The following is a 23,775-nucleotide window of genomic DNA, read 5'->3' as shown; positions in this document are numbered from 1 at the left end:
TCCCGCCCCGTGGGGCGCCCGGATTCGAGGGGCGTCGAAGGGCTTTGCCCGGCCTTCTCGCCCACGGCGAGACTGGCCGGGCGGCCGACGCCGAGCCGGCGCCGGTGCACCGGAACGTCCCTCACCGTGCCCCACGCAGCAGCGACTTCAGGAGAGTGCCCGTCATGAGAATCGCGCGTTCCCTCGTCCCCCGCACCGGTGTCGCCCTCGGGGCCGTGCTGATGGCGGCCGGGCTGCTGGGCGGTACCGCCCACGCGGCCGACGGCGCCCCGGCCGGAAGCGCTCCCGCCGCCGCGGCTCCCGCCGCCGCCACCGCGGTGTCCGACGCCGACCAGACCGTCATCTACGGCACCGCCGGCCTGAACCGCGGGGAGAGCTGGTCCTCCCCGGACGGCAGCACCGTGCTGTACCAGCAGTGGGACGGGCACGTGGTGCTGTACAAGAACAACGTCGCCATCTGGACGGCGGTCGGCACCTACGGCGTCGGCACCTACCTCTACATGCAGGCCGACGGCAACCTCGTCGCCTACGACGCCGCCATGCGCGCGGTCTGGAACAGCCGCACCCCGTACCACACGGGTGCCTACCTCGCCATCCAGAACAGCGGCAACCTGGTCATCTACTACGGCAACACGCCCATCTGGTGGTCCAACTACAAGCCCGGCGGCACCGGCCCGGAGGACCCCGAGTGCCGCCCGGGCCGCCTCTGCCCCTGACCCCTGACCCCTGACCCGCCCGCCTGATCCGCCCGTCCGGATCACCCGCCCCGCCCGGCCCCCGTCCGGGCGGGGCGGGGGCGGGCCGGCGTGGCCGCCGCGAGCGTGCGGGTGGGGCCGGGCGGTGCGGCGGGGGAGCGTCTTCTCATGGTCCGGGGCCTCTCCGCGGCTCGGGGAGGGGTCTGCTCAGCCGACCGTCGGCGACCGGGGACCGGCCGGTCGCCAGGGCGGTGCGTGGGCCGCCCGAAGAGCCTGGTGATCCCATCCGATCGGCCCTGCGCCCGCTCAGCCCGCCGCCGGGCGGTTCGCGCGGTGGCGCCGGACGGCGTCGCGGTTGGCGCAGCGCGGGGAGCAGTAGCGGCGGCGTCCGGTCCGGGAGGTGTCGGCGAAGACCGTCTCGCACTCCGCGACGGCGCACCGGCCCAGCCGGTGCATCCCGCGCCCCGCCAGGTGCAGCGCGGTGCCGGTCGCGATCAGCGCGAACAGCAGGTCGCCGAGCGGGAGGTGGTCGTCGCGGTAGTGCAGGTGCCAGCCGTCGCCCGCGTGGTCGGTCAGCCGCGGGTGGGCGGTGCCGGCGGCGAGCATCAGGTTGAGCCGGGCCGCGCGCCCGCGTTCGTCCGCCGCGTCGACCACGGTCTGCCAGACGTCCAGCAGGGCGTGGGTGCGCGTCAGGTCCGCGGGCGTGCCCGGCCCGTCGATCAGCAGGCCGGCCGCGCGGCAGCGGGCCACCAGTTCGCCGACGCTCCGCGGCCGCCGGTTCGTCAGTGCGACGGCCAGGTGGACGGCGTCCTCGCCGTAAGGGTTGAGGTGCACAAGACCATGACACCAGCATGGACCGGCATGAGTCACCCCACGAGTCGGCCCGTAGGCCATTCCGTGAGTCGCCCCGCCACCGCTCCGGGCGCCCCCGGTTACCGCTGGGTGATCCTGGCGACCGCCACCTTCACCCAGGCCGCCGCGTGCTTCTTCGTGCAGGGCATCGGGGCGATGGCCGTCCCCTTGCGGGACGCGCTCGGCCTCGACGCGACGCGGCTGGGCCTGCTCCTCTCCGCCTCCCAACTGGTGCCGCTGGTCGGCCTGGTGGTGGCCGGCGAGCTGCTGGACCGGTACGGCGAGCGGTGGGTGGTCGGCCTCGGGGCCGGGATCGTCGCGGCGGGCCTGCTGGCCGGGAGCCTGGCGCCGGGGTACGCGTCGCTGCTCGCCGTCCTGCTGGTGGTCGGTGCCGGGTACAGCACGATCCAGCCCGGCGGCAGCAAGGCGGTGGCGGCCTGGTTCGACCCCGCTCGGCGGGGGTTCGCCATGGGCGTCCGGCAGGCCGGGCTGCCGCTGGGCGGGGCGCTCGCCGTGGCCGTCCTGCCGCTGCTCGCCGCCTCGCACGGCTGGCGGTCGGCCCTGGTGGCGGGCGGGCTGGTGGCCCTGGCGGGGGCCGTCGCGTTCACCGCGCTCCACCGGACGCCGCCCAGGGTCGTACCCGACTCGCCTGCGGCCAAGGGGAGTTCGGGGGAAGGCCGACCGGTGGACCGGCTCCGGTTGCTGCGCGGGCCCGCCCTGGCGAGGGCGCTGCTGTCGGGCCTGGCCATGGTGTCGGTGCACAGCGGCCTCGGCGTGCTCGGCGCGCTGTACCTGCACGACGCGACGTCCCTGGGCGCGGGTGCGGCGGGCGCCGTGCTGGTGGCGTCCCAACTGGCGGGCATGCTCGGCCGGATCGGGCTCGCGGCGTGGAGCGACCGCAGCCGGGCGGGCCGCTACCGCCCCGTGCTGGTGAGCATGGCGGCGGCCGTGGCCGGCCTGCTCGCGCTCACCACCCCGCTCGGCCACCACCCGGTGGGCGCGGCCGTGCTGTTCACCTGGCTCGGTTTCTTCGGTATCGGCTGGTACGGCCCCTGGGTCGCCCATCTCGCCGAGGCCGCCCCGCCGGGGCGCACCGGCTTCGCGCTCGGCCTGGTGATGGCCGTCAACCAGGTGGCCGTGATCCTCGCGCCGCCCGCCCTCGGCCTGCTCCGCGACACGACCGGCGGCTACACCCCCGCCTGGGCCGCCCTCGCCGCCCTCACCGCCCTGACCGCGGTCCTCACCGCCCGGGGCGGTGGGACGGCACGGCGGCCGCCCACTCCGCGAGGGCGGTGAAGTCGGCGGCGGTCAGGCCGGTCCGGGCGTCCACCCGGTGCAGCAGGGCCGGGCCGTCGTGGTGGGCGCGGACCCATGCCCGGTCCGCGTCGGTGATCTGGTCGTCCACCCAGGCGAACGGGCGGTCGCGCGCCCGGGCGACGATGTCGGGCGTCTTCCAGAACACGCCGCCCTCCGGCCGCGGCCGGGGGTCGGACCAGACGATGACGGGGAGCACGGGCAGCCCCAGCAGGGGTGCGACGAAGTCGTTGGCTTCGTGCTCCCACGTCGTCGCCCAGACGGTGTCGAAGGGCAGCGCGGTGAGCGCCGGTCCGTGCGCCGGATTGAGCCAGACGCCCAGCGGTCGGACCGCCTTGTCGGGCAGACCGTACTCCTGTAACCGCCGGCGTTCGGCGGCCTCCCAGCGTGGCGTCAGCAGCCGGTGCGTCCCGTAGCCCTCGGGTCTTCGGTGGGGCTTGGCGGCATAGGGGTTGAGCGGTCCGTCGACGTCAAGAAGCAACAGCGGCCGCACCGGCCCACCTCCTCGGATCGTGCCCGCACCGTACCCGCCGGGCGGGCGTCGGCCAACGGGTTTTCCGTCGCTACGGGAGGCCGAGGTCCTTGCGGGCGTCGGCGACCTGGCGCAGGATGCCGTGGGCCCCGGCGGCGGTGGCCAGGTCGGTCGCCTCTTCGAGCAGCGCGGCGGCGTCCTCCCGGCGGTCCTGCTGGGCGGCGAGGTAGCCGAGGCCGACCAGGTTGGCCGCCACGCCGGGCAGGAAGCCCAGCTCCCAGCGCAGGCGGGTCGACTCCTCCAGCCGCTCGCGGGCCTCGTCCGGCCGCCCGGCGGTGTGGGCGGCGATCCCGAGGTGCCGCAGCGCGTAGGACATCGTCAGCAGGTCCCCGCCGCGGGTGGCCAGGGCGAGGGCGCGCTCCAGGGCGGGGAGCGCGGCGGGCGCGTCGTCCCGGACGACCTGGTGGAACGTTCCGGCCCAGAACAGTGCCTCGCCCTCGCCCCGGGCGTCGCCGAGCTCCCGGTACAGCCCGGCGGCGCGCTCGAACAGCTCCAGCTCGCGCGGGTATTCGACCCGGTCCGCCAGGAAGCGGGCGTGCAGCAGTTTCCCGCGGGCCAGGGCGAGTTCCGCCTCGACCCCGTCCAGCTCCCGCTCCGCCTCCGCCAGCCCGCTGCCATCCCCGCCGAACACGGCGTTCTCGTACCGGAGTTCGGCCTGCTCGATCCGCATGTCCCTGGTCATGCGCCGATCCTAGGACGGCGGCGCCGGTCATGTGGTGCACATGGCGGCGTTGGCGGTCAGGTCGTGCGCATGGCGGCGACGGCGGTCATCCGGGCGACCCGGCGGGCGGGGAGGACGGCGGCGGCGAGGCCGGTGAGCACGGTGAGAGCGAGGGCGGCGAGGACGAGCAGGACGGGCGGGCCGCCGAGGGTGCCGAGGGTGGCGGTGACGGAGCGGGCGGCGGCCCAGCCGTAGCCGACGCCCAGGGCGGTGCCGAGCAGGGCGGTGGCGAGGGAGAGCAGCAGCGCCTCCAGGGTGAGCATCCGGCGCAGCTGGGTGCGGCACATCCCGATGGCACGCAACATGCCGATCTCCCGGGCGCGTTCGTCGATGCTGAGGACGAGGGCGGCGGCGACGCCGAGGCCGGCGATGACGACGGAGAAGCCGAGCAGGGCCATCGAGATCAGCATCATCCGGTCGAGCAGCGAGCGCAGCGTCTCGGCCTGGGCGGCGGTGTCGGTGACGGTGAGCCGCGGGTGGGCGGCGAGGGCGCGGTCCATGGCGCGCAGGGCGGTGGGGCGGCCGGTGCCGGGCGCGGGGGCGATCCAGACGGTGGTGGCGGGGGCGCCGGGGGCGATCCGCTCCAGGGTGGCCGGGGTGACCAGCAGGGTGGCGCCGCTCTGGAGGGTGAACGGGAGGGCGCTGCGGCCGGGTTCGACGCGCAGGGTGGTATCGGGGCGCCCGGTGGCGCCGGTCACCGTGAGGGTGCGGCCGCCGTCGAGGCCGCCGAGTGCGGTGCCGTCGGTCAGGGCGCGGGCGCGGTCGACGTCGTCGGCGTCGGGGTTGAGCCGGGCGGGGTCGGCGGCGGCGATGACGGTGTCGCGGCCGTCGACGCGGACGGTGGCCGAGTACACCGGCGTGACGGACAGTTCACGCTCCCCGGCGAGCGCCGTGAGCGCCCCGGCGGGCACGGCGCCGCCCGCGGCGCTCGTCGCGGAGAACACGCCGGGCTGGCGGGCGGAGGCCACGGACACCAGCGAGTTGGAGGTGATCTCCAGGGCGGTGACGGCGCCGACCATCATGGTCACCCCGAGCAGCAGGGCGGAGCCGGTGGCGCCGGTGCGCAGCGGGTTGCGGCGCAGCTGCTGGGTGGCGAGGCGTCCGGCGGTGCCGCCGAGGCGGCGGGCCGGGGCGCCGAGCAGGGCGACGGTGGCGGGCAGCAGCCGGTGGGCGAGCCGCAGGACGCCGAAGAAGCTCGCGATGGCGCCCACGGTGACGGCGAGCAGGGAGAGCGGCGGCGCGGCGAGCGCGCCGGCCACGACCAGGGCGGTGCCGGCCACCAGCAGCAACACCGCCCACACGGTGGCCCGGACCCGGGCCCCGGTGCCGCCCGCCGCGGCGTGTCCGGCGCCGGCGAGCGCGGCGATCGGCGGGACGGCGGAGGCGGCCTTGGCGGGGCCGCGGACCGCGAGCAGGGTGAGCAGGACGCCGAAGAGCGCGGCGAAGGCGCAGACCAGCGGCGAGGGGGTGAGCGAGAGGTGGACCGGGCCGAGGTCTGCGGTGGCCGCGACGGCCTGGCCGGCGGCGCAGACACCGAGGCCGAGCAGCACGCCGGCGGCCGAGGCGCCCACGCCGAGCAGCAGGCCCTGGCGGCGGATCAGCCGGCGGACCTGGACGCGGTCGGCGCCGACGCAGCGCAGCAGCGCGAGCTGGCGGGTGCGCTGGGCGAGCACGACGGTGAAGGTGTTGCCGACGACCATCCGGGCGACGGCGAGCGCGATCAGGACGAAGGAGAGCGCGGCGATCAGCACCACGCCGTAGAGGGTGCGGCTCTCCCGGGTGGCGTTCTGCACGGAGGCCGCCCGGGTGTGCACCTCGGGGGCGGTGCCGTCGGCGGCGAGCGCCTCGCGCAGCGCGTCGACGGCGCGGGTGGCGGAGGCGCCGGGGGCGAGGCGGACGTCGAGCCGCTCGGCGACGGCGCCCGCGGAGTACCGGGCGACGGCCTGCTCCGGGACGGCGATGACGGGGTGTCCGGAGAGGCTGGGTGCGCCGCGGCCGTCCAGGGTGCCGGTGAGCCGGGCGGTGGCGGGGGTGCCGTCGGCCCGGGTGAGCCGGACGTCCGCGCCGGGGCGGACGCCGAGGCGCTGCGCGGTGTCGGCGTCGAGCAGCACCTCGCCGGGGGTGGTGGGCCACTGCCCGGACTTGAGGAGCTGCCAGCGCAGCGCGGGGTCGGCGGCGACGGCGCTGACGACGGCGTCCGCGTCGAGCGGGCGGCCGTCGGCGGTCAGCAGCCCGCCGCGGCCGGTCAGGCGCGGGGCGATGGCGGCGACTCCGGGCACCTGCCGGGCCCGCTCGGCGGCGGCGGTGTCCAGGGCGGCGCCGGTGGCCGGGCGGGTGATCTGGACGTCGCCGGGGCCGACCTCGGCGGCGGCGGTCTGGCTGAAGGAGTCGACGAGGGCACCGCTGCCGCTGACCGAGGCGATGAGGAAGGCGACGCCAAGGGCGATGGCGGCCCCGCTGAGGACGAGTTGGCGCAGCTGCCCGCGGAGTTCGGCGAGGGTGTGGCGGTAGGTGGTCATCGTTCCCGGTCTGTCGTCGCACGGCCGGATCCCGGCCCGTTGTCGCTGGTCACCGGCGGTGTGGCGGTGAACGGTTCGAGCCTAGGAGGCGGGCGGTACCGGCCGGTAGGCCGGGAGGTCCTATTCATGATCAAACCGGTGGCGGAGGTCGGGACCGTCCGCCTCCTCCTGGAGACGTACGCCACCCCCGAGGCCCCGGGGCGCACAGGCGGCCCCGGAGCGGGAAGTCGGACGGGCCGACTTCCCACTCCGCAGAAGAAACGCTTCTGCGAATCGGGGGGTCGGCAGGCGCGGGCAGCCGGGGAGCAGGAAGTCGGCTGGGTCGACTTCCCGCTCCGGGGAGGGAACGCTTCTGCGCCCCGGGGGGCGGCATGCGTGGGGGATCGAGTGAGCGGCCCTCGGCTCCGGAGGAGAAACGTTTCGGCTTCTCGGGGTCGGCGTGCGCGGGTGGTCGTGGAGTGGGAAGTCGGGTGGGTCGACTTCCTGCTCCGGTGAGGGGGTGCTTCTGCAGGGGGCGCGAGGTCAGAAGAGGGGGAGGCGGCGGGTGAAGGTGTCGGGGGGCGAGGCCGCCCGGGCAGGCCCCTGGCTTCCTTGCCCCGGCGGCCCGCGCGCCGGGCGTACGGCCGCCCCCGTGACGGCGTCCGCCCGGAGCGCGGGCCGGGGTGTCACGGACGTTGCCGGACAATGGCGTTCCGCCGCCAGGGAGTCGGGCGTCCCGGACGGGCGGCCGGGTGTCCGGGCAGGTCGGCCGGGTGTCCGGGACGCGGCGGCGAGGGCGGTCGGAGGTGGTCTTGCCCGGCCGGGTGCTGCTCGGGGAGGATCGGCCGCATGCGGGACCAGGGCTGGGACGGGGACCACGAGCAGGGAGCCGGGCGGGGCGGCGCGAAGCCGCAGGACGCCCGGGACGCGGCGGAGTTCACCGCACTGCTGCGCGGGCTGAAGGAGCGATCGGGGCTGTCCTTCCGGCAGTTGGAGGAACGGGCGGCCGAGCGCGGCGAGGTGCTGCCGCGCAGTACGGCGGCCGACCTGCTGCGCCGCGACGCGTTGCCGAGGCCGGAGGTCCTGCTGGCCTTCCTGCACGCCTGCGGGCTGGAGGCCGACACCGACGCCTGGCTCGCGGCGCGACACCGGATCGCGGCCGAGCCCGCCCAAGCCCCCGCCGCCCCCGCCGTACCGCCGCCCGCGCGCCGCTCCCGCCGCCGGCTGCTCCCCCTCGCCGCCGTCACGGCGGCGGCCCTGCTGGGCGGCGGTGGCTACCTGCTGGCGGACGCGGACGCGGAGACCGCCACCCGGCCGGCGCCGGACCGCAGCGTGCCCCCGGCCGGCACCTACCGGATCCGCTCGGAGGCCTCGGGCCTCTGCTTCTCCGAGCGCGACGACGAGGGCTCGGGCCGTGTCTTCCAGACGGCCTGCGCCGAGGCCGTCCCGGTGTACTCCCTGGAGCCGCTGGACGAGGGGGTGGTCCGGCTGCGCTCGCTGCACCCGGTGTTCGGCTACGGCTGTCTCGGGGTGGAGAACGGCAGCACCCGCTCGGCCGCGCAGGCGGAGGACGACTACTGCGGCCGGCGCGGCACCGCCGAGCGCTTCCGGCTGGAGCCGGTCCCGGGCGGCGGCTTCCGGATCGTGCCGCAGCACAGCGGTCTCTGCCTGACGGCGCCGGGCGGGGCCGCCGCGACGGAGCGCGCCCCGGTGGTCCAACTCGCCTGCGAGCCGGCCGGCACCGGTCAGGTGTTCCACTTCGACGCGGTGCCCTCCCCGAGGGCCGTCCCGGACATCACCACCAACCCCTGAGACACCCCTGACCAGGGCCGTTCCGGTACGGTGGGGGCGACGAGAGGAGGGGCGAGCGGATGTCCACGGCACCCGGGGGCGGTCTGAGCGCCGACGAGGCGGTCCGAGCGATGCTGCTGTTCATGCCGAGGGTGGCGGCGCGGCTGAAGCGCACGCCGGTGCCCGAGCAACTGCGCTCGGCGAACCTGGCGCCCCGGCATCTCTCCATGCTCTCCTTCCTGCTGTTCGACGGTCCGATGCCGGTCAACCGGCTCGCCGCCCGCCTCCAGCTCGCCCCGACGACGGTGAGCCTGATGGTCGCCGACCTCAGCCGCCAGGGCGTGGTGGAGCGCAAGGCCGACCCGGCCGACCGCCGGCGCACCATCGTCACCATCACCGAGGAGCCCGACACCAGGGCCGCCATCGAAGGCTGGCTCGCCAACGGCGCGGCCGCCTGGCGGGCCGCCTTCGCCCCGCTCGCCCCCGAGGAACGCGCTCTGTTCGTCCGCACCATCGAGGCCTACGAACAGAGCGCCGGCGGCCCGCGCCCGGCCGGCGCCGACTCTCCGGGCCAGGCCGCCGGCGGCTGATCCCCGCCCGGCCGCCGGGCCTCGCTGCCGAAGACCGCACCACTTCGGGCCATTGACGGCCCCGGCGGGAACCGGCCGGGGCCACCGCCGTGGCCAGGGGCCGGGCGGGGACCGCCGCGCGCCCGTAGGGCGCCGCCCACCGCTTCCGGCCGGATACGCCCCTGTCGTGCACGTTTCGCCCGCGTCCGAACGGACGCCCGGCGACGGCTGGAAAGCTCCCTCTGGTGACCCCCGGCACTGCATAGCGTGTATGCGCACCCATGAACCGGGCCACATCGCCCGTCCGCGCAAGGAGTGAACGCGTGCCACCAGTGCTGCGAGCCCGGGCCCTGCATCTGAGTTACGGCCCGGCGGCCGCCGTGGCGGGCGTCGATCTGAGCGTCGACCCCGGCGAGGTGGTGGGCGTGGTGGGGGCCTCCGGTTCGGGGAAGACCACCCTGCTGCACTGCCTCTCCGGGCTCCTGCTCGCCGACAGTGGCAGCGTGCTGTTCCGCGATCGGCCGGTCGAGACCATGACGGTCCGTCAGCGTGACGAGCTGCGCCGCTCGCACTTCGGCTTCGTCTTCCAGTTCGGCGACCTGGTACCGGAGTTGACCCTGCTGGAGAACGTCTCCCTGCCGCTGCGCCTGCAGGGGACGCGGGCCGCGGAGGCCCGGCGGAGGGCCGGTGAGCAGTTGGAGGCGCTGGGGGTCGGAGGGCTGGGGCGCCGGACGGTCGGGGAGGTGTCCGGGGGCGAGTTGCAGCGGGCGGCGATCGCGCGGGCGCTGGTGCACCGCCCGGACGTGGTGTTCGCGGACGAGCCGACAGGAGCCCTGGACGACCGCAACTCCGAGGTGGTGTTCGGCCTGCTGCTGGAACGGGCCCGGGAGCACGGGGCGGCGGTGGTGCTGGTCACCCACGACCGGCACCTGGCGGCGCGTACCGACCGCACCGTGGTGCTGGCCGCAGGACGGGTGGTGGAGCCGGCATGAGGCCGACAACCACCGTGCCCGCGGCGCCGGCGGTCGCCTGGCGGGCGCTGCTGTCCCGTCAGGCGCGGCGGCGGGTCGTCCTGCTCGCCCTGGCCGGGGTGGTCGCCGCGCTGGGGGTGCTGGCCGCGGTCGGCGCGGCGGAAGTGAAGGGACGCGAGAACGCCCGCTCCGGCGCGGTGGAGCCGCTGTTCGGCCCGCAGCCTGGCTACGGCGGAGTGCCGGTGTTCAGCCGGCCCGACGTGCCCGAGACCGGCTGGAGTCAACTGGAGCACCGCTACCGCGGCCACACCGTCAAGATCGTGAGGGTCGCCGACCCACACGACCGCGGCCCCTTCCCGCCCGGTGTCACCGCCTGGCCCCGCCCCGGGCAGGCCCTGGTCAGCCCCGCACTCGACCGGCTGATCCGTAGCGCCCCCGCCTCCCTCGGACAGTGGTTCGCCGGGACGGACACCGAGGTCCTTCCCGCAGCCGCCGTCGGCAGCGCCGGCCAACTGATCGCCTACCTCGGCGTCACACCCGAGGAACTGGGCACCCTACAGGGCCCGTTGACGGGCTTCGGCAGGGCGGGCCGGTCCGGGTCCGGCTGGTACCCGGCGCTCGGCTCCATGCTCTTCCTGGTCATGCCCGCCTTCGCCCTCGTCCTGACCGCGAGCCGCTTCGGCCGCCAGGTCCGCACCACCCGCTACCGGGCACTGCGCCTGCTCGGCCTGCCCGCCGCCCACGCCCGGGCGGCCGGCGCGTTGGAGACGGCGGCGCCGGTCGCGGCGGGCGCTCTGGCCGCCGCGCTCGCCTGGCCGTTCCTGCTGCCGGAGATGTTCGCCCTCCCGCTCACCGGCCGTTGGCTGTTCGGCGCGGACCTGCGGGTGCCGGCGGGGCGGTCGGCGCTCATCGTCCTGGGCGTCGCCGTCCTCGCCGGAGCCCTCGGCGCGGCCACCGCCTCGGGCTCCGACCGCGCCTCGCGCGGGGTGCGGCTCCTGCGGCCGGTGCGGCTCACCAGCCCCTGGGTGGCGCTGCTGTTCGGTGCCGGACTGCTGCTCCTGGCGGTGGCCTACTCCCGGCACAAGCCGCGCGACCCGCTGCTGTGGGCGGCGATCGTGCTGCTCTGCGCGGGCCTGCCCAGCGCCGCCGCGTGGGTGGGCCAGCAACTGGCCCGGCTCCTCGGGCGGGTGGAGGCGGGCGTGGTGTGGCTGCTGGCGATGCGACGGCTGGCGGCGGACCCGCAGTCCCGCTTCCGGGTCGCCGGGATGGTCGGGATCGCCGTCTTCGCCGTCGGCGCCGCCCAGCCGGTCTCCCAGGTCATGGCCCAGCCCCACCTGCCCTGGGTCGCCCAGGCGCGCGCCGCCGGCCACACCGACCTGCTCGCCGGCGCCGAGACCCTGGAAGTCGTTCCCCTGCGACTGGCGGATCCCCCCGCGGCCGTCCACGCTCTGGTCCCCGCCGTCGCCCTGTGGTCACCCGACCAGGACCGGGCCGTCCGCCCCGCGCACGCCGCGCTCGTCGCCGACTGCCGCCGGCTGGAGGAACTCTTCGCCCGGCCGCTGCCCGACTGCGCCGGCGGCCGGATGATGCTGCGGGCCGCTCCCCTGCCGGCGGGGGACGGGCAGCCGGCAGCGCAAGCGCAAGGCCGGCCGGACGCGGGCGGGGGCCTGCTCCTGCGTTCCGCGGACCGGACCCGACAGACGAGCGTCGCACCCGTCGCGACGACGCTCGACCTACCGGCCGACCAGGACACGCCGGTCTGGGCCGTCATGGTGCTGCCGCCCGACGACCCCGCCCTCGCCGAGCTCGGCGACCCGTTCCAGACCGCCGCCTACATGCGGATCGCCGTGGACGCGGCAGCCTGGGAGGAGGCCAGGACCTGGGTGGTGTCCTCCTCACCCGCCTACCGGCTGGAGAACTCCTACCAGCTGTCGGGAGTCCTCGACAGCACCGGCAGCTGGGTCCTGCTCGGACTGACCGCCTCCGCCGCCGTCACCGTCCTCGGCGCCCTGCTGGCCGTCGCCGAGGACGGTGGACGCCGCCGGGAGTGGTTCGCCCTGCGCGCCCTCGGCATGGCCCGCGGCCGGCTGACGGCCGTCCAGTTCACCGAGGCCCTGGTCGCTGCGGCCCTCACCGTGGCCCTGGCCACCCTCGCCTCCACGGGCGTCACCGTCACCTATCTGCGGATCAACGAGGACCGCCTCGACAGCGGCCTTCCCTACCTCCTCGCGGCGGGGGCCGGCATGAGCGTGGTCGTCCTCGCCGCCGCCGCCAGTAGTTGGGCCACCCTGCGGACGCCCTATCGCTAGGGCCCGCGGTCACCCGCGTGCGGCCGTCGCGCCGGACCTACGCGCCGGGCGGACCGGCGCAGGTACGGAAGAGGTCGAGCAGTTCGCGTCCGGGCTCGCTGTCCGGATCGAAACCCTGGACGCCCCGTAGCCCGGACGGGATGCCGGGCCCCAGGAGAAGGGCGCCGTGGCAGCGGAAGCAGAACGCGATCTCGAAGAGGAGATCGGTGGAACTGTGAGCCCGAACGGCGTAGACGGGCGTGAAGCAGCGACGCAGCTCGTCGCCCGGCAGTGCGGAGACCAGGTTCAGTGTCTGCCGAGCCTGCTCCTCCACCCGGACGTCCAGGACATCGCCGACCACGGTGCCGGAGTCCGGCCATGCGGTGATGCGGACCACTTCGATCAGGTCGGTCTGTGCGGCGGTCTCGGGAAGCAGCATCCGTACAGGATCACCGGCGAGGCCACGGCCTGGGAAGGCCGAAGGGCTCGTCCGGTCATTCCACCGGCATCGACATGTAGACGGCGCGGGCTCCGTAGCAGGGCGGGACGGTGACGTCGCGGTGGGCGCGGTAGCCGAGGAGGGCGAGGAGGATGTCGGTGCGGCGGACCGCGACCATGGAGATGCGGTCGAAGCCGCGACGGCGGGCCTCGTCGCGCAGGTGGCGGATGAAGCGGAGGGCGAGGTCGCGTCCGCGCAGTTCCTCGGTGATGACGAGGTCGTGCACGTGGAGGTTGGTGGAGTCGAAGGCGGCCTGCTCGGGGCTGCTCAGGTCGGGGCACTGGTACAGCGGGTAGGGCAGGCTCAGGAGGTAGCCGACGACCTTGCCGTCGCGCTCGGCGACGTAGCAGGTCTCGGGGGAGGCCTGGGCCCGGGAGTACAGGGCCTCGCGGCCCTCGGAGAGGCCGTCGGCGGTGTAGGCGGCGGACTCCAGCTCGACCACGGTGTCCCAGTCGTCCTCGGCGAGACGGCGGAAGGTGACGTCGGCGACCTTGGGGGCGGTCATCCGATCACCGCCTCGGCGGCTGCCAACTCGACCGGCGGCACGCCGTGTTCGGGATGTCCGGACGGATCGGAGGAGCCCAGGGCCGGCCGGTGCACCGCGGCGTCGACGTGCTCGACGGCGTATGCCCGGGTGGTGGGCAGGGCGAGGCAGATTCTTCTCATGCCGCTTCTCCGATGGGTGAACTGATGGGTCGTCGGACGATGGGAGACCCTGCGGCCGGGCCTCGGGGGCGCCGGTCCGCGGCGGGTCCGGGGCCGCCCCCACCTCGTCGACCGTCCCGGGTCCGCCGGGGAAAGCGAACCCGGGACGCGGTGAATTCGCGCTGATCGCAAGCGCGTTCACCGGGCCTCCGTCGGGTCGAGGCCCGGCCTTCGACTACGGTGGACTAGACCAACTGGAGTGTCAACGCGCGCCGCCCGCACGGCCCCCGCCGGGCCGTCGCACACTGCCCGATCGGGCAGACCGCGCGCCGGCCTCCGGTCAGGGCCGCGCGGGTTCGCGCCGCACGCGTCCGAGGAGCGGGTCCTGACGCAGGATCGCGCGGTGGACACCGGCGAGTTCCGCGCCCGGCTCGATGCCGAGTTCGCCGACGAGCCGGCCGCGGGTCCGCCGGTAGAGGGCGAGGGCGTCCGCCTGGCGGCCGGTGCGGTAGAGCGCCCGCATCAGCAGGGCCTGCGGCTGCTCCCACAGCGGGTGGCCGGCGGCCAGCCGCCAGAGCCGGGCCACCGCCTCCTCCGAGCGGCCGAGCGCGAGGTCCGCCTCGGCCACCAACTGCTCGGCGCCCAGGCGGACCTCGTCCAGTCGGGCGGCCTCCCACTGGAAGGCGGACAGGTCCTGCAGCTCGCCCAGTGCCGGGCCCCGCCAGAGCGCCAGCGCCTGGTGGGCCGAGGTGCGGGCGGCGGCCGCGTCGCCGGCGGTGAGCGAGGCGCGGGCGGTGTCGAGGAGCTTCCCGGCGCGCCGGTAGTCGAGCTGGTCGTCCTGGACGGTGAGCCGGTAGCCGGACGGGCCGCCGAGCAGCCGCGGGGCCGATCCGCCGGTGTCGCCCGGGCGGGCCAGGGCGGTGCGCAGCCGGGAGACGTAGCTCTGCAGGGTGTTGAGCGCGCTCGCGGGCTCCCGCCCGCCCCAGACGTTGTCGATCAGCGGTCCGACCGGCACCGGGCGGCCGGGGGAGAGCAGCAGGGTGGCGAGCACCGCCCGCTGCCGGGCGCCGCCGATCGGCAGGGCCTCGCCGTCGTACCGGACCTCCAGGGGGCCCAGCGCGCACAACTCCCAGGCCCCGTCCGTCCGGACCGCCCCGACGCCCGCCCCGACGCCCGCCCCGATACCTGCTCCGTCATCCGCTCTGCCGCTCACGCTGTGCCACCCTCCGCGTCGTTCGTGTCCCGGTGCTCGGACCGTGGGCGAGTAGCGTGCTCTCTGCGCGTAGACGGCCACTCAACAGCGACTAAACGTTTGACCGTGTGCAGACTTCGTCAACGATGCACCGCCATCCTGCCCAGCATCTCCCCACCTACGCGCGTCGATGCACGTGGGTTGCACGTGCTTTGCACGCGGCGACGACCACGCTCTGTGGTGGATGACGGAGCCCCGCCCGGACCGAGCGGCCGGGGCCGACCGAGGGGGACGAGATGGACTTCCGCGACCGCACCCTGGTGCGACTGGCCGATCCGGAGCAGCGGGACCGGCTGTTCGACCAGCGGTCGCTGGAGAACCTGGTGGCGGCCGGCTACGAGACGGCGGCCGGCGTGACCGGCCCCTACCGGGCGGACTTCGCCGAACTGCGGCTCGGCGTGCGGCTGGAGCGCCCGGTCACCGCCGAGGGCGGCTGGTCCGCGCCGGGCGGTGCCCGGCAGGAGGGGCGCTTCACCCTCACCGGCCTCGGCGGGCCCACGGCGGACGCGCTGTGGCGCGGCGGCGTGACGGTGCGCACCGCCGCCGGCGGCGGCCGGGTCGACGCGGTGGACGCCGCGCCGCTCGCCCCGGCCGAGGGGCCGGAGCTGACCGTCCGCTACGCGCCGGCTGCCGGGACGCCGCGCCCGGTGGTGCTGCCGGTGCTGGTGGCGCTGCTCGTCCGCGAGAGCGTACGGCCGGCCGACCTGCTCGCCGAGAGCCGGGCGCTGGCCGGGGCGCTGGGCGCGCTCGGTACGGCGGCGGTGCTGGGGACGGGGCCGGGGACGGTGCCGCTGGCGCCGCGCGGCCGGGCGCAGGTCGGCTGGCTGGTGCCGCCCGCGGTGTTCGACGACCCGGACTGGCCGGGCGGCTCCACCGCCGCGGGCCCCGCCGAACAGCGCGCGGCCCGCGCGGCGGCGGCCGGGCGGCTGCTGGCCGCCCAGGGGATCGCCCTGCTGGTCGTCCCCGAGGCCGCGGCCGCCTGAGCCGAATGCCTGAGCCGAATGCCTGAGCCGGCCGCCTGAGCCGGCCGCCCCACGCGACCGTCCGCCGTGACATCCCCGGAACCGACCGCTTCCACCGCCCGGTTCACCGGCCGGAGAGCAGGAGAGGAAAGCCATGCCCACTGCGTACCCCTTCGTCGACATCGAGATCGACAAGTCCGGGCTGACGCCCCGTGTCCAGCCCTCCAGCGGGGTGATCGCGATCGTCGGCACCACCCCGGACGGCGCGAGCGGCGGGACCGCCGCCGTCAACGTGCCGTACGTCGTCACCACCCCGGACGAGGTGCGCGCCCTGTTCGGTCAGGACAGCGTGCTGCAGAAGGCGCTGCTGCTCGCCCTCACCCAGGACCGGGTGCCGCAGAAGGTCTACGGCGTGCGGGTCAAGGGCACCGAGCACGCCGCCGGACTGGCCGCCCTGGAGGCGGTCGACGACGTGTCCGTGGTCTGCCTGGCCGGCGTGACCGACGCCGGCACCGAGACCCCGCCGGCCGGCCTGCTCGCGCTGCGCGCGCACGTCGAGGAGATCTCCGCGAAGGGCCTGCGCCGGATCGGCGTCGCCATGATCGACCCCAAGGCGGAGAAGGCGCCGGACTACGTCGCCAAGGTGCTCACCCCGGCGCTGCTCAAGCTGCGCAGCGACAGCGGCCGGATGGTCCTGGTCGCGGCCCGGGGCGCGGACGGCGACGTCGCCGCCGCCACCGCCGCGGTGATCGCCGCCCACCCGCCGCACGCCTCGCTGCTGCTCAAGCAGGTCAAGGGGGTGCGGATCCCGAAGGAGAAGCAGTACGGGCCGTCGGAGATCATCGAGCTCTCCAGGGCCGGCCTGAACCCGGTGATCGACCCGGCGCTGATCGCGGGGGAGGGCCTGCACCTGGCCGAGGGTCAGACCTTCACCACCGACCCCGCGTACGGGTACATCGACCTGCGCCGGGTGGTGGACCACGTGGAGTTCCTGCTCCGCGCCGGGCTGATCGGCGGCGTCGGCGACGCCCGGATCACCCGCACCGGCCTGACCATGCTCAAGCAGCGCACCGAGGGCATCCTCGGCGGCCTGCTGCGCGCGTCGGTCATCGCCGGATTCGAGGTGCGGATCCCGGTGCTGGAGGTCCTCGGCCGCCCGGAGACGGAGTGGACCCAGGCCGACCAGGACACCGTGCGGGCCGCGCGCGAGCAGCGGGCGGTCGACGTCCAGACCTCGATCACCTACGGCCCGGCCGTGCACCGCCTGCACGTCAAGCTCGCCGTCACCTACTGACCCCTTCCGCCGAGGACACCTGGGAGCCCGCCACCATGGCCGACTGGAACACCCGCCTGGCCGTCGCGTACATCGACGACGCCGGCAAGAGCGCCGAGATCGCCCCGATCGACTCGATGTCCACCACCTTCAACCTCAACGCCGAGCCGCTGCACTCGCTGGGCGCGACGCACGTCGGCGTCGTCTACCAGCCGTCGCAGGTCAACTTCTCGATGACGGTGAAGGCCATCGGGCCCGCCGCCGCCGAACTCACCGCGATCGCGCTGCGCGGCGGCCGCTTCGACATCGTCCTCCAGGAGCAGTCGGGCACCGACTGGTCCTTCCGGACCGTGGTCATGTCGGACTGCGTGGTCACCGCCTCCGCGCAGTCGGCGAGCATCGCCGGCGCGCCGACCGTGACCTTCTCGGGCTTCTCGCTCGCGGCGAAGGTCGAGGGCAAGTCCGGGCCGGCGGTCGCGATCCCCTGACCGGCCGGCAGCCCGCCGGCCCACGGGCCGGGCCGGCGGCCGCACCCGGCCGCCGGCCACGCACCGCCGCCACCCGCCACCCGCCACCCGCCACGAACCGAGGAGCGCACGTGCCCGAGGCCGCGCACTACCACTTCCCGGTGGAGATCGAGGTCGCGCACGCGCCCCAGGTCGACCACCAGGCCATCGCCGACCTCGTGCTGGAGCGGCTCACCGCCCAGCTGGAGGCGCTCGACCCCGCCCCGCGCCGGGACTGAGGGGGAACCGATCGTGTCCAGTTTCCAGCGGTACGGGCCGCCGTCCCTGGTCCTCTCGGACGGGCTGGCCACCGTGCCCCTGTGGGCGGTGACCAGTCTGGACCTGAGCCGCCAGTACCAGTACGAGCGGACCGGGCCCGCCGAGCCGCGGGAGACCGTGATGGTCTCCGGGCTGCTGGTCGGCGCCGAGCGGTTCGCCTGGAGGGCGGCGCTGGAGGCGCTGGCCGAGTACGAGACCGGCACCGGCGCGTTCGCCGCCGGGCCGGCCGTCACAGGGGCGGCGACCGCCGGCCTCACCGCGGCCGCCCCGGCCCGGCGGCTGACCCTGCTGGCCGAGTCCACCATCCGCACCGACCTGCGGATCGTCTCGCTCTCCTTCGCCGAGCGGGCCGAACGCCGGGAGGTCGTCGAGGTCTCGCTCACGCTCGTCCACGCGCCCACCTGGCGGGGCGGGGCGGACGCCCTGACCGGCGCCGCGGCGGCCGGCCTCTCGGCGCTCGCCGACTGGGAGAGCCACCGCGACCGGGACGGCCGCCGATGACCGGCCCGCTCCGGCCCACGACCGGCCAGACCCGGCCCGTCACCGACCCGGCGCCCCGACGACCCACCGACCGCCCGACGAGGGAGGGACACCGTTGAGACCCACCGCACCGATCCTCCGGCTGCTCACCCCCGCAGGGCCCGACCCGCTGCCGCCCGGCGCCACCGTGGTCGAGGCCGCGCTGGACGGCGGCCTGCCCGAGTACCTGCCGCTCCACCCCGAGCTGGGCGTCTTCGTGGTGGCCGTGCTCGGCCGCGCCGACACCTGGCACGCCGCCGGCCCCGCCGCCGTGGTCAGCACCCCCGCCGCCCCGGGCCGCGCGTTCCGCCTGGTGCTGCGCGTCAGCGGCGGGTACGCCGGCGCGCTGCCGCTGACCGCCGGGGCCCGGCGGACCGTCGAGCTGCCGGGATCGCCCCGGCTCGCCACCGAGATCGCTTTGCTGGACTGGGAGTTGCGGGCCGGATCGGTGCGCGGCGCGGGCCGCCACGGCTCCCGGATCACGCTCGCCTGGTGGGACCTCGGGGGTGCGTCGTGAGCGACTGGGCGCTGCGGATCACCGGCGGAGCCGCGCCGCTGGAGCTGTCCGGCGCGCAGACCCGCGGCGTGGTCACCCTGCGGGCCGAGGCGTCGCTGCCGTCCGGCCTCGCCGCCGCCACCGTACGGCTGACCGTGCGCGGGCTGGCCGAGACCGTCGCCGACCGGCTGGCGGCCGGCCCGGGACCGCTGGTCGCCGAGCTGTTCCTGCACGGCGCGGACGCCGCCCGGCCGTTCGACCCGGCGGCCCGGGTGGCGGCGGCCGTCGTCGAGCGGACGGTGCGCCACCAGGGCCGTTACGGGCCGGAGTTGCGGCTGGACGGGATCGACGAGGCCTACCACCGGCTGTCGGCCGCCTGCCGCACCCCGGTGCCGGCCGGCGACCACCGTACCCAGGCCGCCGAGCTGGGCCGCCGGGCGGGTGTGGCCGTACAGGCGCACGGCGCCGCCGTCCGCGGCGGACCGCTGGCCGCCGGGCCCAGCCACCTGGAGCACCTGGCCGGCCTGGAGCGCGCGCTGGCCGAGCACGACGGCCGGGGCGGGCGCGCCCTCGCGCTGTTCCGGGACGGGGTGCTGCACCTCGGCGCCCGCCCGGCGGCGCTGGTCGCCGTCCACGAGGTGCGGCCGCGCTGGGCCGAGGAACTGGCCGGTGCCCGCCCCGACCGCCCCGCCGTCCGGCTCGGACTGCCCGGTGACGCCCGGCTGCTGCCCGGTGACCTGGTGCGCCCCGGTGCCGGAGCGCGGCCACTGTACGTCACGGCGGTGCGTCACACCCTCGACCGGGTGCACGGCTTCACCACGGTGGTCGCCGCCGTCGCCGTCACCGGGCCCGACGCGGCCTGGGACGGCCGGCCGGGCGCCGCCGAGCGCGTCACCCTCCGCTCCGAGCCGGCCGCCGACCCGGCCGCCGCGGCCGCCCGGGCCGTCGCCGGCCTCGGCCGCGCCGCCGCGGCGCGGGCCGCCGTGCCGGAGGCCGCCGAGGTGCGCGGCGCGGACGGGCCCACCGCCACCGTCTGGCGCGGGCTCGCGCCCGGCGACGGCGAGCCGATGCAGCACCGCCGGCTGGACACCGCCCGCACCGAGCCGGACCGGCTGCCCGGCGTCGGCTACGCCACCCCGTTCGCCTGGGGCCGGTACGGCCTGGTGCTGCCGCGCTACCCCGGCACCCGGGTGCTGCTGGTGCCCCGGCGGGAGCGCGCCGACGACGCGGTGGACGTCGGGGCGCTGTGGCGGGACGGCGAGGGCCCGGCCGCCCGCGCCGGCGACTGGTGGCTGCACCTGCCCGCCGCGGTCCCGGCCGGCCAGCGCGAACGGGTCGCCGACGACCGGCCCGGCGCCGACCCCGGCGACCGCGCGAGCAACGACCTGACCGACGCCGACGGCAACCGGGTGATCGAGGTCGGCGAGCTGACCGTCCGGGTCGGGCGCAAGGCGCTGCACGGCCCGGGCGTGCGCCCCGAGCGGGCCGGCACCGAACACGCCGTCACCATCGAGCACGCCGACGGCGGGGCGTCCGTGGTGATCGCCGCCGACGGCACCATCACGCTCACCGGCAAGAACCTGCGATTCGAGGCACAGGAGACCATCGCGATGAAGGCGGAGAACGTCAAGGTCGCCGTCACCGGCCACATGGACGTGACCGGATGACCGCCGCCTGGAACCTCGCCGTCGGGCCGCCCGCCGAGCCCGCGCCCGTCATCGGAACGACCGCCGGAGCGACGACCAGACCGACCGCCGGAACGACCGCCGGCGACCCGCCCGTGCCGGACCCGCTCGCCGCCGACCTGCAGCTGCGCGACGGCGACCTCGCCGCCGTCACCGGCCCGGACTGCGTCCTGCAGTCGGTGCGGCTCGCGCTGACCACCGCGCTCGGCACCGACCCGCTGGACCGGGGCTTCGGCTTCGACGGCCTGCGGGTGCTCGCCGAGGAGCGCACCCCCGAGCTGGTCCGCGAGCGGATCCGGGTCGCCGTCCTCGCCGTCCTGGGGCGCGACCCCCGGGTGCGGCGTGTGCTCGACGTCCGGGTCGACGACCCGTCCGGCGCCGACCGGGCCCTGGTGGTCGGCGCGGTCCTGGAAACCGACACCGGCGCGGTGCTGCCGGTGACCCTCACCACCGGAGTGCAGCGTGCCTGACCAGTCCGCCCCGACCGCCCCGTCCGCCCCGTCCGCCGCGGACCAGCAGCTCCAGCCCGGTGAGGCCCTGTACGGGGTCACCGACCGGGGCTTCGTGCCCAAGCCGTACGCCCGCCTGGTGACCGAGCGCTTCGAGCTGGCCCGCGAGGTGTTCGGCGCCGACCTCGACCTCGGCCCCGGCTCGGTGATCCGCCGCCTGCTGGAGGTCACCGCGCTGGAGGACGCCCGCACCTGGTCGGCCCTGGCCGGCTCCTACGACGACGCCTTCGTCTCCACCGCCGGCGGCGACGCGCTCACCGCGCTCGGCGCCGAACTCGGCCTGCCCCGCCCGTACCTGGAGGCGGCCGGCGAGCTGCGGCTCACCCTGCGCGGCACGCCGTCCGCGCCGGTCGTGGTGCCGCGCGGGGTGCGCCTGCTGACCCCGCGCGGCGACGACGTCGCCACCGACGCCCGGGCGGAACTCTCCGTCCAGCAGCGGCAGGTCACCGTCCCGGTGGTCGCCTTCCGCCCCGGGCCGGAGGGCAATCTCGACCCGGCCAGGACCGAGCAGCGGATCACCACCTGGAACCCGCAGGACCCCTGGCGCACCGAGTTCCTCGCCGGTCCGGGCAGGGCGGGCGCCGAGATCGAGATCGACGGCGCCGCCGCCCGGCTCACCGGCGGCGAACGGCACTGGCCCGACGACCGTTACCGCCGACTGCTGCTGCGCGCGCCGCGCTCGCTGTGGAACGCCGAGGCGATCCGGCTGGCCGCCGCGCTGGTGCCGGGCGTGCGCCAGGTCCAGGTCAGCGACGTCTACGGCGGCCTGGACATCCACCAGTCGATCTTCGGCACGCTCGACGGCAACTTCATCGACCGGCTGTTCGGCGACGAGGCCACCGCGGCCAGCCCGTTCGGGCTGAACGTCCTGGTGGCGCCGACCCCGGCCGCGATCTGGGGCGGCCCCGGCGGCGGCGGACTCCACGACGCCGTCCGCAAGGCGATCGACGACCTGCGCCCGCTCGGCGTGGTGCCGCGCATCCAGCCCGCCGTCGAGGTCGGCGTGCTGCTCTCCGCCCGGCTGGTGCTGCGCGGTTCCACCACCCCGCCCGACCAGCTGAAGGCCCGGCTGCTCACCCGGGTCGCCGAGTACGTCGACGGGCTCGGCTTCGGCGAGGAGGTCCGGCACGCGGCGGTGCTCGCCGCGATGATGGCCGAACCCGGCATCGCCGACGTCGCCGGCCTCACGCTCGCCAAGTACCCGCCCGCCCTCGGCGCCGCCGCGGCGCCCGCCGCCGGCCCCAACCTGCGGCTGGCGGCCAACGAGATCGCCGTGCTGGTCGAGGACGCGAAGGGGCTCACCCAGTGACCTCCCCGCCGATCCCCACGATCACGGAGGCCCCCGCCGCCGCCCACCGCGCCATGGCGGACCACCTGCCCGCCCCGCTGCGCGCCGCCGTGCAGGACGAGCCCCTCCCGCTCACCGCCGCGGACGGCCGCCTCACCGGCCGGCTGCCCGCCGGGCCCGGCCGCCCGCTGATACTGGCCGGAGCGGGCCGCGACCTCGCCGAACGCGGCCTGCGGCTGACCGCCACCGTGGCCGGCACCGCCCTGCCGCCCCTGCTGATCGCCCCGTACACCGAGGCCGACGCGCTGCGCCCGCTTCCGCTCGGCGCTACCTGGCCGCCCGGCGCGCCGTTCGAACTGGCCGCCGCCTGGCTGGACGGCGACGGCACCGCCCGCCCGCTGCCCGCCGCCGAGGCCGCCGACCTGCTGCGGGTGCGCTGCCTGGCCGGTACCACCGCCCGGCTGCTGTACGTGCTCGGCGCGCCCAAGGCCGAGATCCGCCGCACCGCCCGGCAGATCGCCGCCTCCCGCACCCTGACCGGGGCCCGCTCCGGAGCCCTCGACGGCCTCGGCGCCGAACTGGGCGCGCCCCGCTTCGCCGAGCGCCTCACCGTGCGCCCCGACGGCGCCGCCGTCGAGCCGGCCCGGGAGGGCGACGAGGACTACCGGGCCCGCCTCGCCGTGCTGCGCCCCTGGGCGGTCCCCTCGCCGCAGGGCCTGGCCGGGCTGCTCAACGGCGCGGCCGGGGAGGGCGGGGCGCTGGCCCGGTTCGCCGTCCCCGCGCCGTTCGGCGTCGAGGACAGCGCCAACGGCCTGGCCATGGCCTTCCGGGTGGTCGCCCCCGGCGGCGAGGCCGACCGGCTCGCGGTGCTCGACCAGGTCCGTGCCGTCCACCTGGTCCAGCCCGGCCCGGACGGCGACGCCGTGCACGCCGCCCGGCCGCGGTCGGCCGACCGCCGGGCCCGCGACGAGCAGCTGCGCGCCGCCCTGCGCACCGGCTGGACCTTCGCCGACCGCGCCGCCGTGCGGCCCGCGCTGGCCCGCGGCCTGGCCGCCGCCCTGGTCCGGCTGGCGGCCTGCCGCCGGGCCCTCGGCCTCGCCGCGCCCGGCACCGTGCTGAGGGTCCAGGACGCGGCCGGCGGTAGCCGCTACGAACTCGGCGTCGGCGCCGACCTGACCCCGCTCACCGCCGCCGAACTCACCGCGCTCGCCGCCCGGCTCCGCGCCCCAGGCCCGGCCGTGGACCCGTCCGTCGCCCCGGAGATCCGCGCGCTGATCGCCGAACTGCGCCCGCCCGCCGACCCGGCCGACGACCCCGACGGCCGCTGGCTGCTCGCCCCCTGCGGCCTGGCGACCGTGCACCGGCTCGCCGAGGACCGCCTGTTCGTCTCCCACCTGCCGCTGCACGGCATGGCCGTCGACCTCGACGCCGACCTGCTGCGGGCCCGGTACGCCGCCCGGCAGGACGAGCGCACCCACGCCGTGCTCGGCGACGGCCTGGCCGCCGCGCTGCGGGCCTGGGCGCCGGACGGCGCGGGGACGGCCCAGGCTCGGCATCCCGCCCGGGCAGGAGTACTTCAACTCCGGAGTGCTGCTGATCGATCCGGCCCGCTGCCGGGAGGAACGGCTGTT

General features: G+C 76.7%; 23 protein-coding genes and 1 pseudogene. 16 read left to right on the top strand and 8 right to left on the bottom strand.

The features are described 5' to 3' along the window. The first annotated feature begins 164 nt into the window (after positions 1 to 164). Positions 165 to 716 carry a hypothetical protein gene (locus ABT093_RS34610; RefSeq protein WP_350571102.1) on the top strand — a complete coding sequence of 184 codons (552 nt, stop codon included), beginning with the start codon at positions 165 to 167 and terminating at the stop codon, positions 714 to 716. 285 nt (positions 717 to 1,001) lie between these two features. Here the strand turns inward: ABT093_RS34610 and ABT093_RS34605 are convergent, their stop codons facing one another. Further along, positions 1,002 to 1,529 carry a CGNR zinc finger domain-containing protein gene (locus ABT093_RS34605; protein ID WP_350571101.1) on the bottom strand — a complete coding sequence of 176 codons (528 nt, stop codon included), beginning with the start codon at positions 1,527 to 1,529 and terminating at the stop codon, positions 1,002 to 1,004. Between the two features lie 63 nt (positions 1,530 to 1,592). Here ABT093_RS34605 and ABT093_RS34600 point away from each other — a divergent pair, with 63 nt between their 5' ends. Continuing rightward, on the top strand, positions 1,593 to 2,843 hold the full coding sequence (locus tag ABT093_RS34600; RefSeq protein ID WP_350571100.1) for an MFS transporter: 1,251 nt from the start codon (positions 1,593 to 1,595) through the stop codon (positions 2,841 to 2,843). On the opposite strand, the gene ABT093_RS34595 is transcribed toward ABT093_RS34600, so the two are convergent. The 3 genes from ABT093_RS34595 to ABT093_RS34585 form a co-directional block, all read right to left on the bottom strand. Then, a complete protein-coding gene (locus ABT093_RS34595) occupies positions 2,788 to 3,345 on the bottom strand; it encodes an HAD domain-containing protein (protein ID WP_350571130.1) in 558 nt (185 codons plus the stop codon). The genes ABT093_RS34600 and ABT093_RS34595 overlap by 56 nt on opposite strands. Positions 3,346 to 3,424: 79 nt before the next feature. After that, the gene (locus ABT093_RS34590) at positions 3,425 to 4,075 is read right to left on the bottom strand and encodes a tetratricopeptide repeat protein (protein ID WP_350571099.1); all 651 of its coding nucleotides are present in this window, start codon (positions 4,073 to 4,075) and stop codon (positions 3,425 to 3,427) included. A gap of 56 nt (positions 4,076 to 4,131) precedes the next feature. Continuing rightward, positions 4,132 to 6,633, bottom strand: coding sequence for an ABC transporter permease (locus ABT093_RS34585; RefSeq protein WP_350571098.1), 2,502 nt, complete (start codon positions 6,631 to 6,633; stop codon positions 4,132 to 4,134). An 828-nt stretch (positions 6,634 to 7,461) separates the two neighbouring features. Here ABT093_RS34585 and ABT093_RS34580 point away from each other — a divergent pair. The 4 genes from ABT093_RS34580 (at position 7,462) to ABT093_RS34565 (ending at position 12,252) form a co-directional block, all read left to right on the top strand. After that, a complete protein-coding gene (locus ABT093_RS34580) occupies positions 7,462 to 8,424 on the top strand; it encodes an RICIN domain-containing protein (protein ID WP_350571097.1) in 963 nt (320 codons plus the stop codon). 59 nt (positions 8,425 to 8,483) lie between these two features. After that, on the top strand, positions 8,484 to 8,993 hold the full coding sequence (locus tag ABT093_RS34575) for a MarR family winged helix-turn-helix transcriptional regulator (protein WP_350571096.1): 510 nt from the start codon (positions 8,484 to 8,486) through the stop codon (positions 8,991 to 8,993). A gap of 260 nt (positions 8,994 to 9,253) precedes the next feature. Then, the gene (locus tag ABT093_RS34570) at positions 9,254 to 9,964 is read left to right on the top strand and encodes an ABC transporter ATP-binding protein (protein ID WP_350571094.1); all 711 of its coding nucleotides are present in this window, start codon (positions 9,254 to 9,256) and stop codon (positions 9,962 to 9,964) included. Continuing rightward, entirely contained in the window at positions 9,961 to 12,252 is a 2,292-nt protein-coding gene (locus ABT093_RS34565) for a hypothetical protein (RefSeq protein WP_350571093.1), read from the top strand. Before ABT093_RS34570 ends, ABT093_RS34565 begins: the two co-directional genes overlap by 4 nt. A gap of 37 nt (positions 12,253 to 12,289) precedes the next feature. Here the strand turns inward: ABT093_RS34565 and ABT093_RS34560 are convergent, their stop codons facing one another. The 4 genes from ABT093_RS34560 to ABT093_RS34545 all read right to left on the bottom strand — a co-directional run bounded on the left by ABT093_RS34560 (position 12,290) and on the right by ABT093_RS34545 (position 14,588). Then, positions 12,290 to 12,670, bottom strand: coding sequence for a hypothetical protein (locus tag ABT093_RS34560; RefSeq protein WP_350571092.1), 381 nt, complete (start codon positions 12,668 to 12,670; stop codon positions 12,290 to 12,292). Between the two features lie 55 nt (positions 12,671 to 12,725). Further along, entirely contained in the window at positions 12,726 to 13,235 is a 510-nt protein-coding gene (locus tag ABT093_RS34555; protein ID WP_350571090.1) for a GNAT family N-acetyltransferase, read from the bottom strand. Beyond that, positions 13,232 to 13,396 carry a hypothetical protein gene (locus ABT093_RS34550; protein ID WP_350571089.1) on the bottom strand — a complete coding sequence of 55 codons (165 nt, stop codon included), beginning with the start codon at positions 13,394 to 13,396 and terminating at the stop codon, positions 13,232 to 13,234. The genes ABT093_RS34555 and ABT093_RS34550 overlap by 4 nt, the downstream gene beginning before the upstream one ends. A 319-nt stretch (positions 13,397 to 13,715) precedes the next feature. Next, entirely contained in the window at positions 13,716 to 14,588 is an 873-nt protein-coding gene (locus ABT093_RS34545; RefSeq protein WP_350571088.1) for an AfsR/SARP family transcriptional regulator, read from the bottom strand. A 275-nt stretch (positions 14,589 to 14,863) separates the two neighbouring features. Between ABT093_RS34545 and ABT093_RS34540 the strand changes: the two genes are divergently transcribed. From ABT093_RS34540 to ABT093_RS34495, 10 genes and pseudogenes are all read left to right on the top strand, one after another. Further along, a complete protein-coding gene (locus ABT093_RS34540) occupies positions 14,864 to 15,610 on the top strand; it encodes a hypothetical protein (protein ID WP_350571087.1) in 747 nt (248 codons plus the stop codon). 133 nt (positions 15,611 to 15,743) lie between these two features. Further along, a complete protein-coding gene (locus ABT093_RS34535) occupies positions 15,744 to 16,883 on the top strand; it encodes a hypothetical protein (protein WP_350571086.1) in 1,140 nt (379 codons plus the stop codon). Positions 16,884 to 16,918: 35 nt separating this feature from the next. Then, positions 16,919 to 17,350 carry a hypothetical protein gene (locus ABT093_RS34530; RefSeq protein ID WP_350571084.1) on the top strand — a complete coding sequence of 144 codons (432 nt, stop codon included), beginning with the start codon at positions 16,919 to 16,921 and terminating at the stop codon, positions 17,348 to 17,350. 110 nt (positions 17,351 to 17,460) lie between these two features. After that, positions 17,461 to 17,607 (top strand): hypothetical protein, encoded by a 147-nt coding sequence (locus tag ABT093_RS34525; RefSeq protein ID WP_350547294.1) that lies wholly within the window; start codon positions 17,461 to 17,463, stop codon positions 17,605 to 17,607. Between the two features lie 13 nt (positions 17,608 to 17,620). Continuing rightward, positions 17,621 to 18,148: a hypothetical protein gene (locus tag ABT093_RS34520; protein WP_350571083.1), complete on the top strand. Its 528-nt coding sequence runs from the start codon at positions 17,621 to 17,623 to the stop codon at positions 18,146 to 18,148. Positions 18,149 to 18,242: 94 nt separating this feature from the next. Continuing rightward, positions 18,243 to 18,683: a hypothetical protein gene (locus ABT093_RS34515; protein ID WP_350571082.1), complete on the top strand. Its 441-nt coding sequence runs from the start codon at positions 18,243 to 18,245 to the stop codon at positions 18,681 to 18,683. Beyond that, complete coding sequence (locus tag ABT093_RS34510) at positions 18,680 to 20,329, top strand: hypothetical protein (RefSeq protein ID WP_350571080.1); 1,650 nt, start codon at positions 18,680 to 18,682, stop codon at positions 20,327 to 20,329. The genes ABT093_RS34515 and ABT093_RS34510 overlap by 4 nt, the downstream gene beginning before the upstream one ends. Next, the gene (locus ABT093_RS34505) at positions 20,326 to 20,817 is read left to right on the top strand and encodes a hypothetical protein (protein ID WP_350571079.1); all 492 of its coding nucleotides are present in this window, start codon (positions 20,326 to 20,328) and stop codon (positions 20,815 to 20,817) included. The genes ABT093_RS34510 and ABT093_RS34505 overlap by 4 nt, the downstream gene beginning before the upstream one ends. Continuing rightward, positions 20,810 to 22,165 carry a baseplate J/gp47 family protein gene (locus tag ABT093_RS34500; protein ID WP_350571077.1) on the top strand — a complete coding sequence of 452 codons (1,356 nt, stop codon included), beginning with the start codon at positions 20,810 to 20,812 and terminating at the stop codon, positions 22,163 to 22,165. Before ABT093_RS34505 ends, ABT093_RS34500 begins: the two co-directional genes overlap by 8 nt. Further along, positions 22,162 to 23,775: pseudogene (locus tag ABT093_RS34495) on the top strand (hypothetical protein); the annotation flags it as partial. The gene ABT093_RS34500 and the pseudogene ABT093_RS34495, both read left to right, overlap by 4 nt.

Source organism: Kitasatospora sp. NPDC002551 (assembly GCF_040296005.1).
Classification (GTDB): Bacteria; Actinomycetota; Actinomycetes; order Streptomycetales; family Streptomycetaceae; genus Kitasatospora.
The sequence above is the reverse complement of the archived record's forward strand: the minus strand, read 5'-3'. Positions and strand labels throughout refer to the sequence as shown.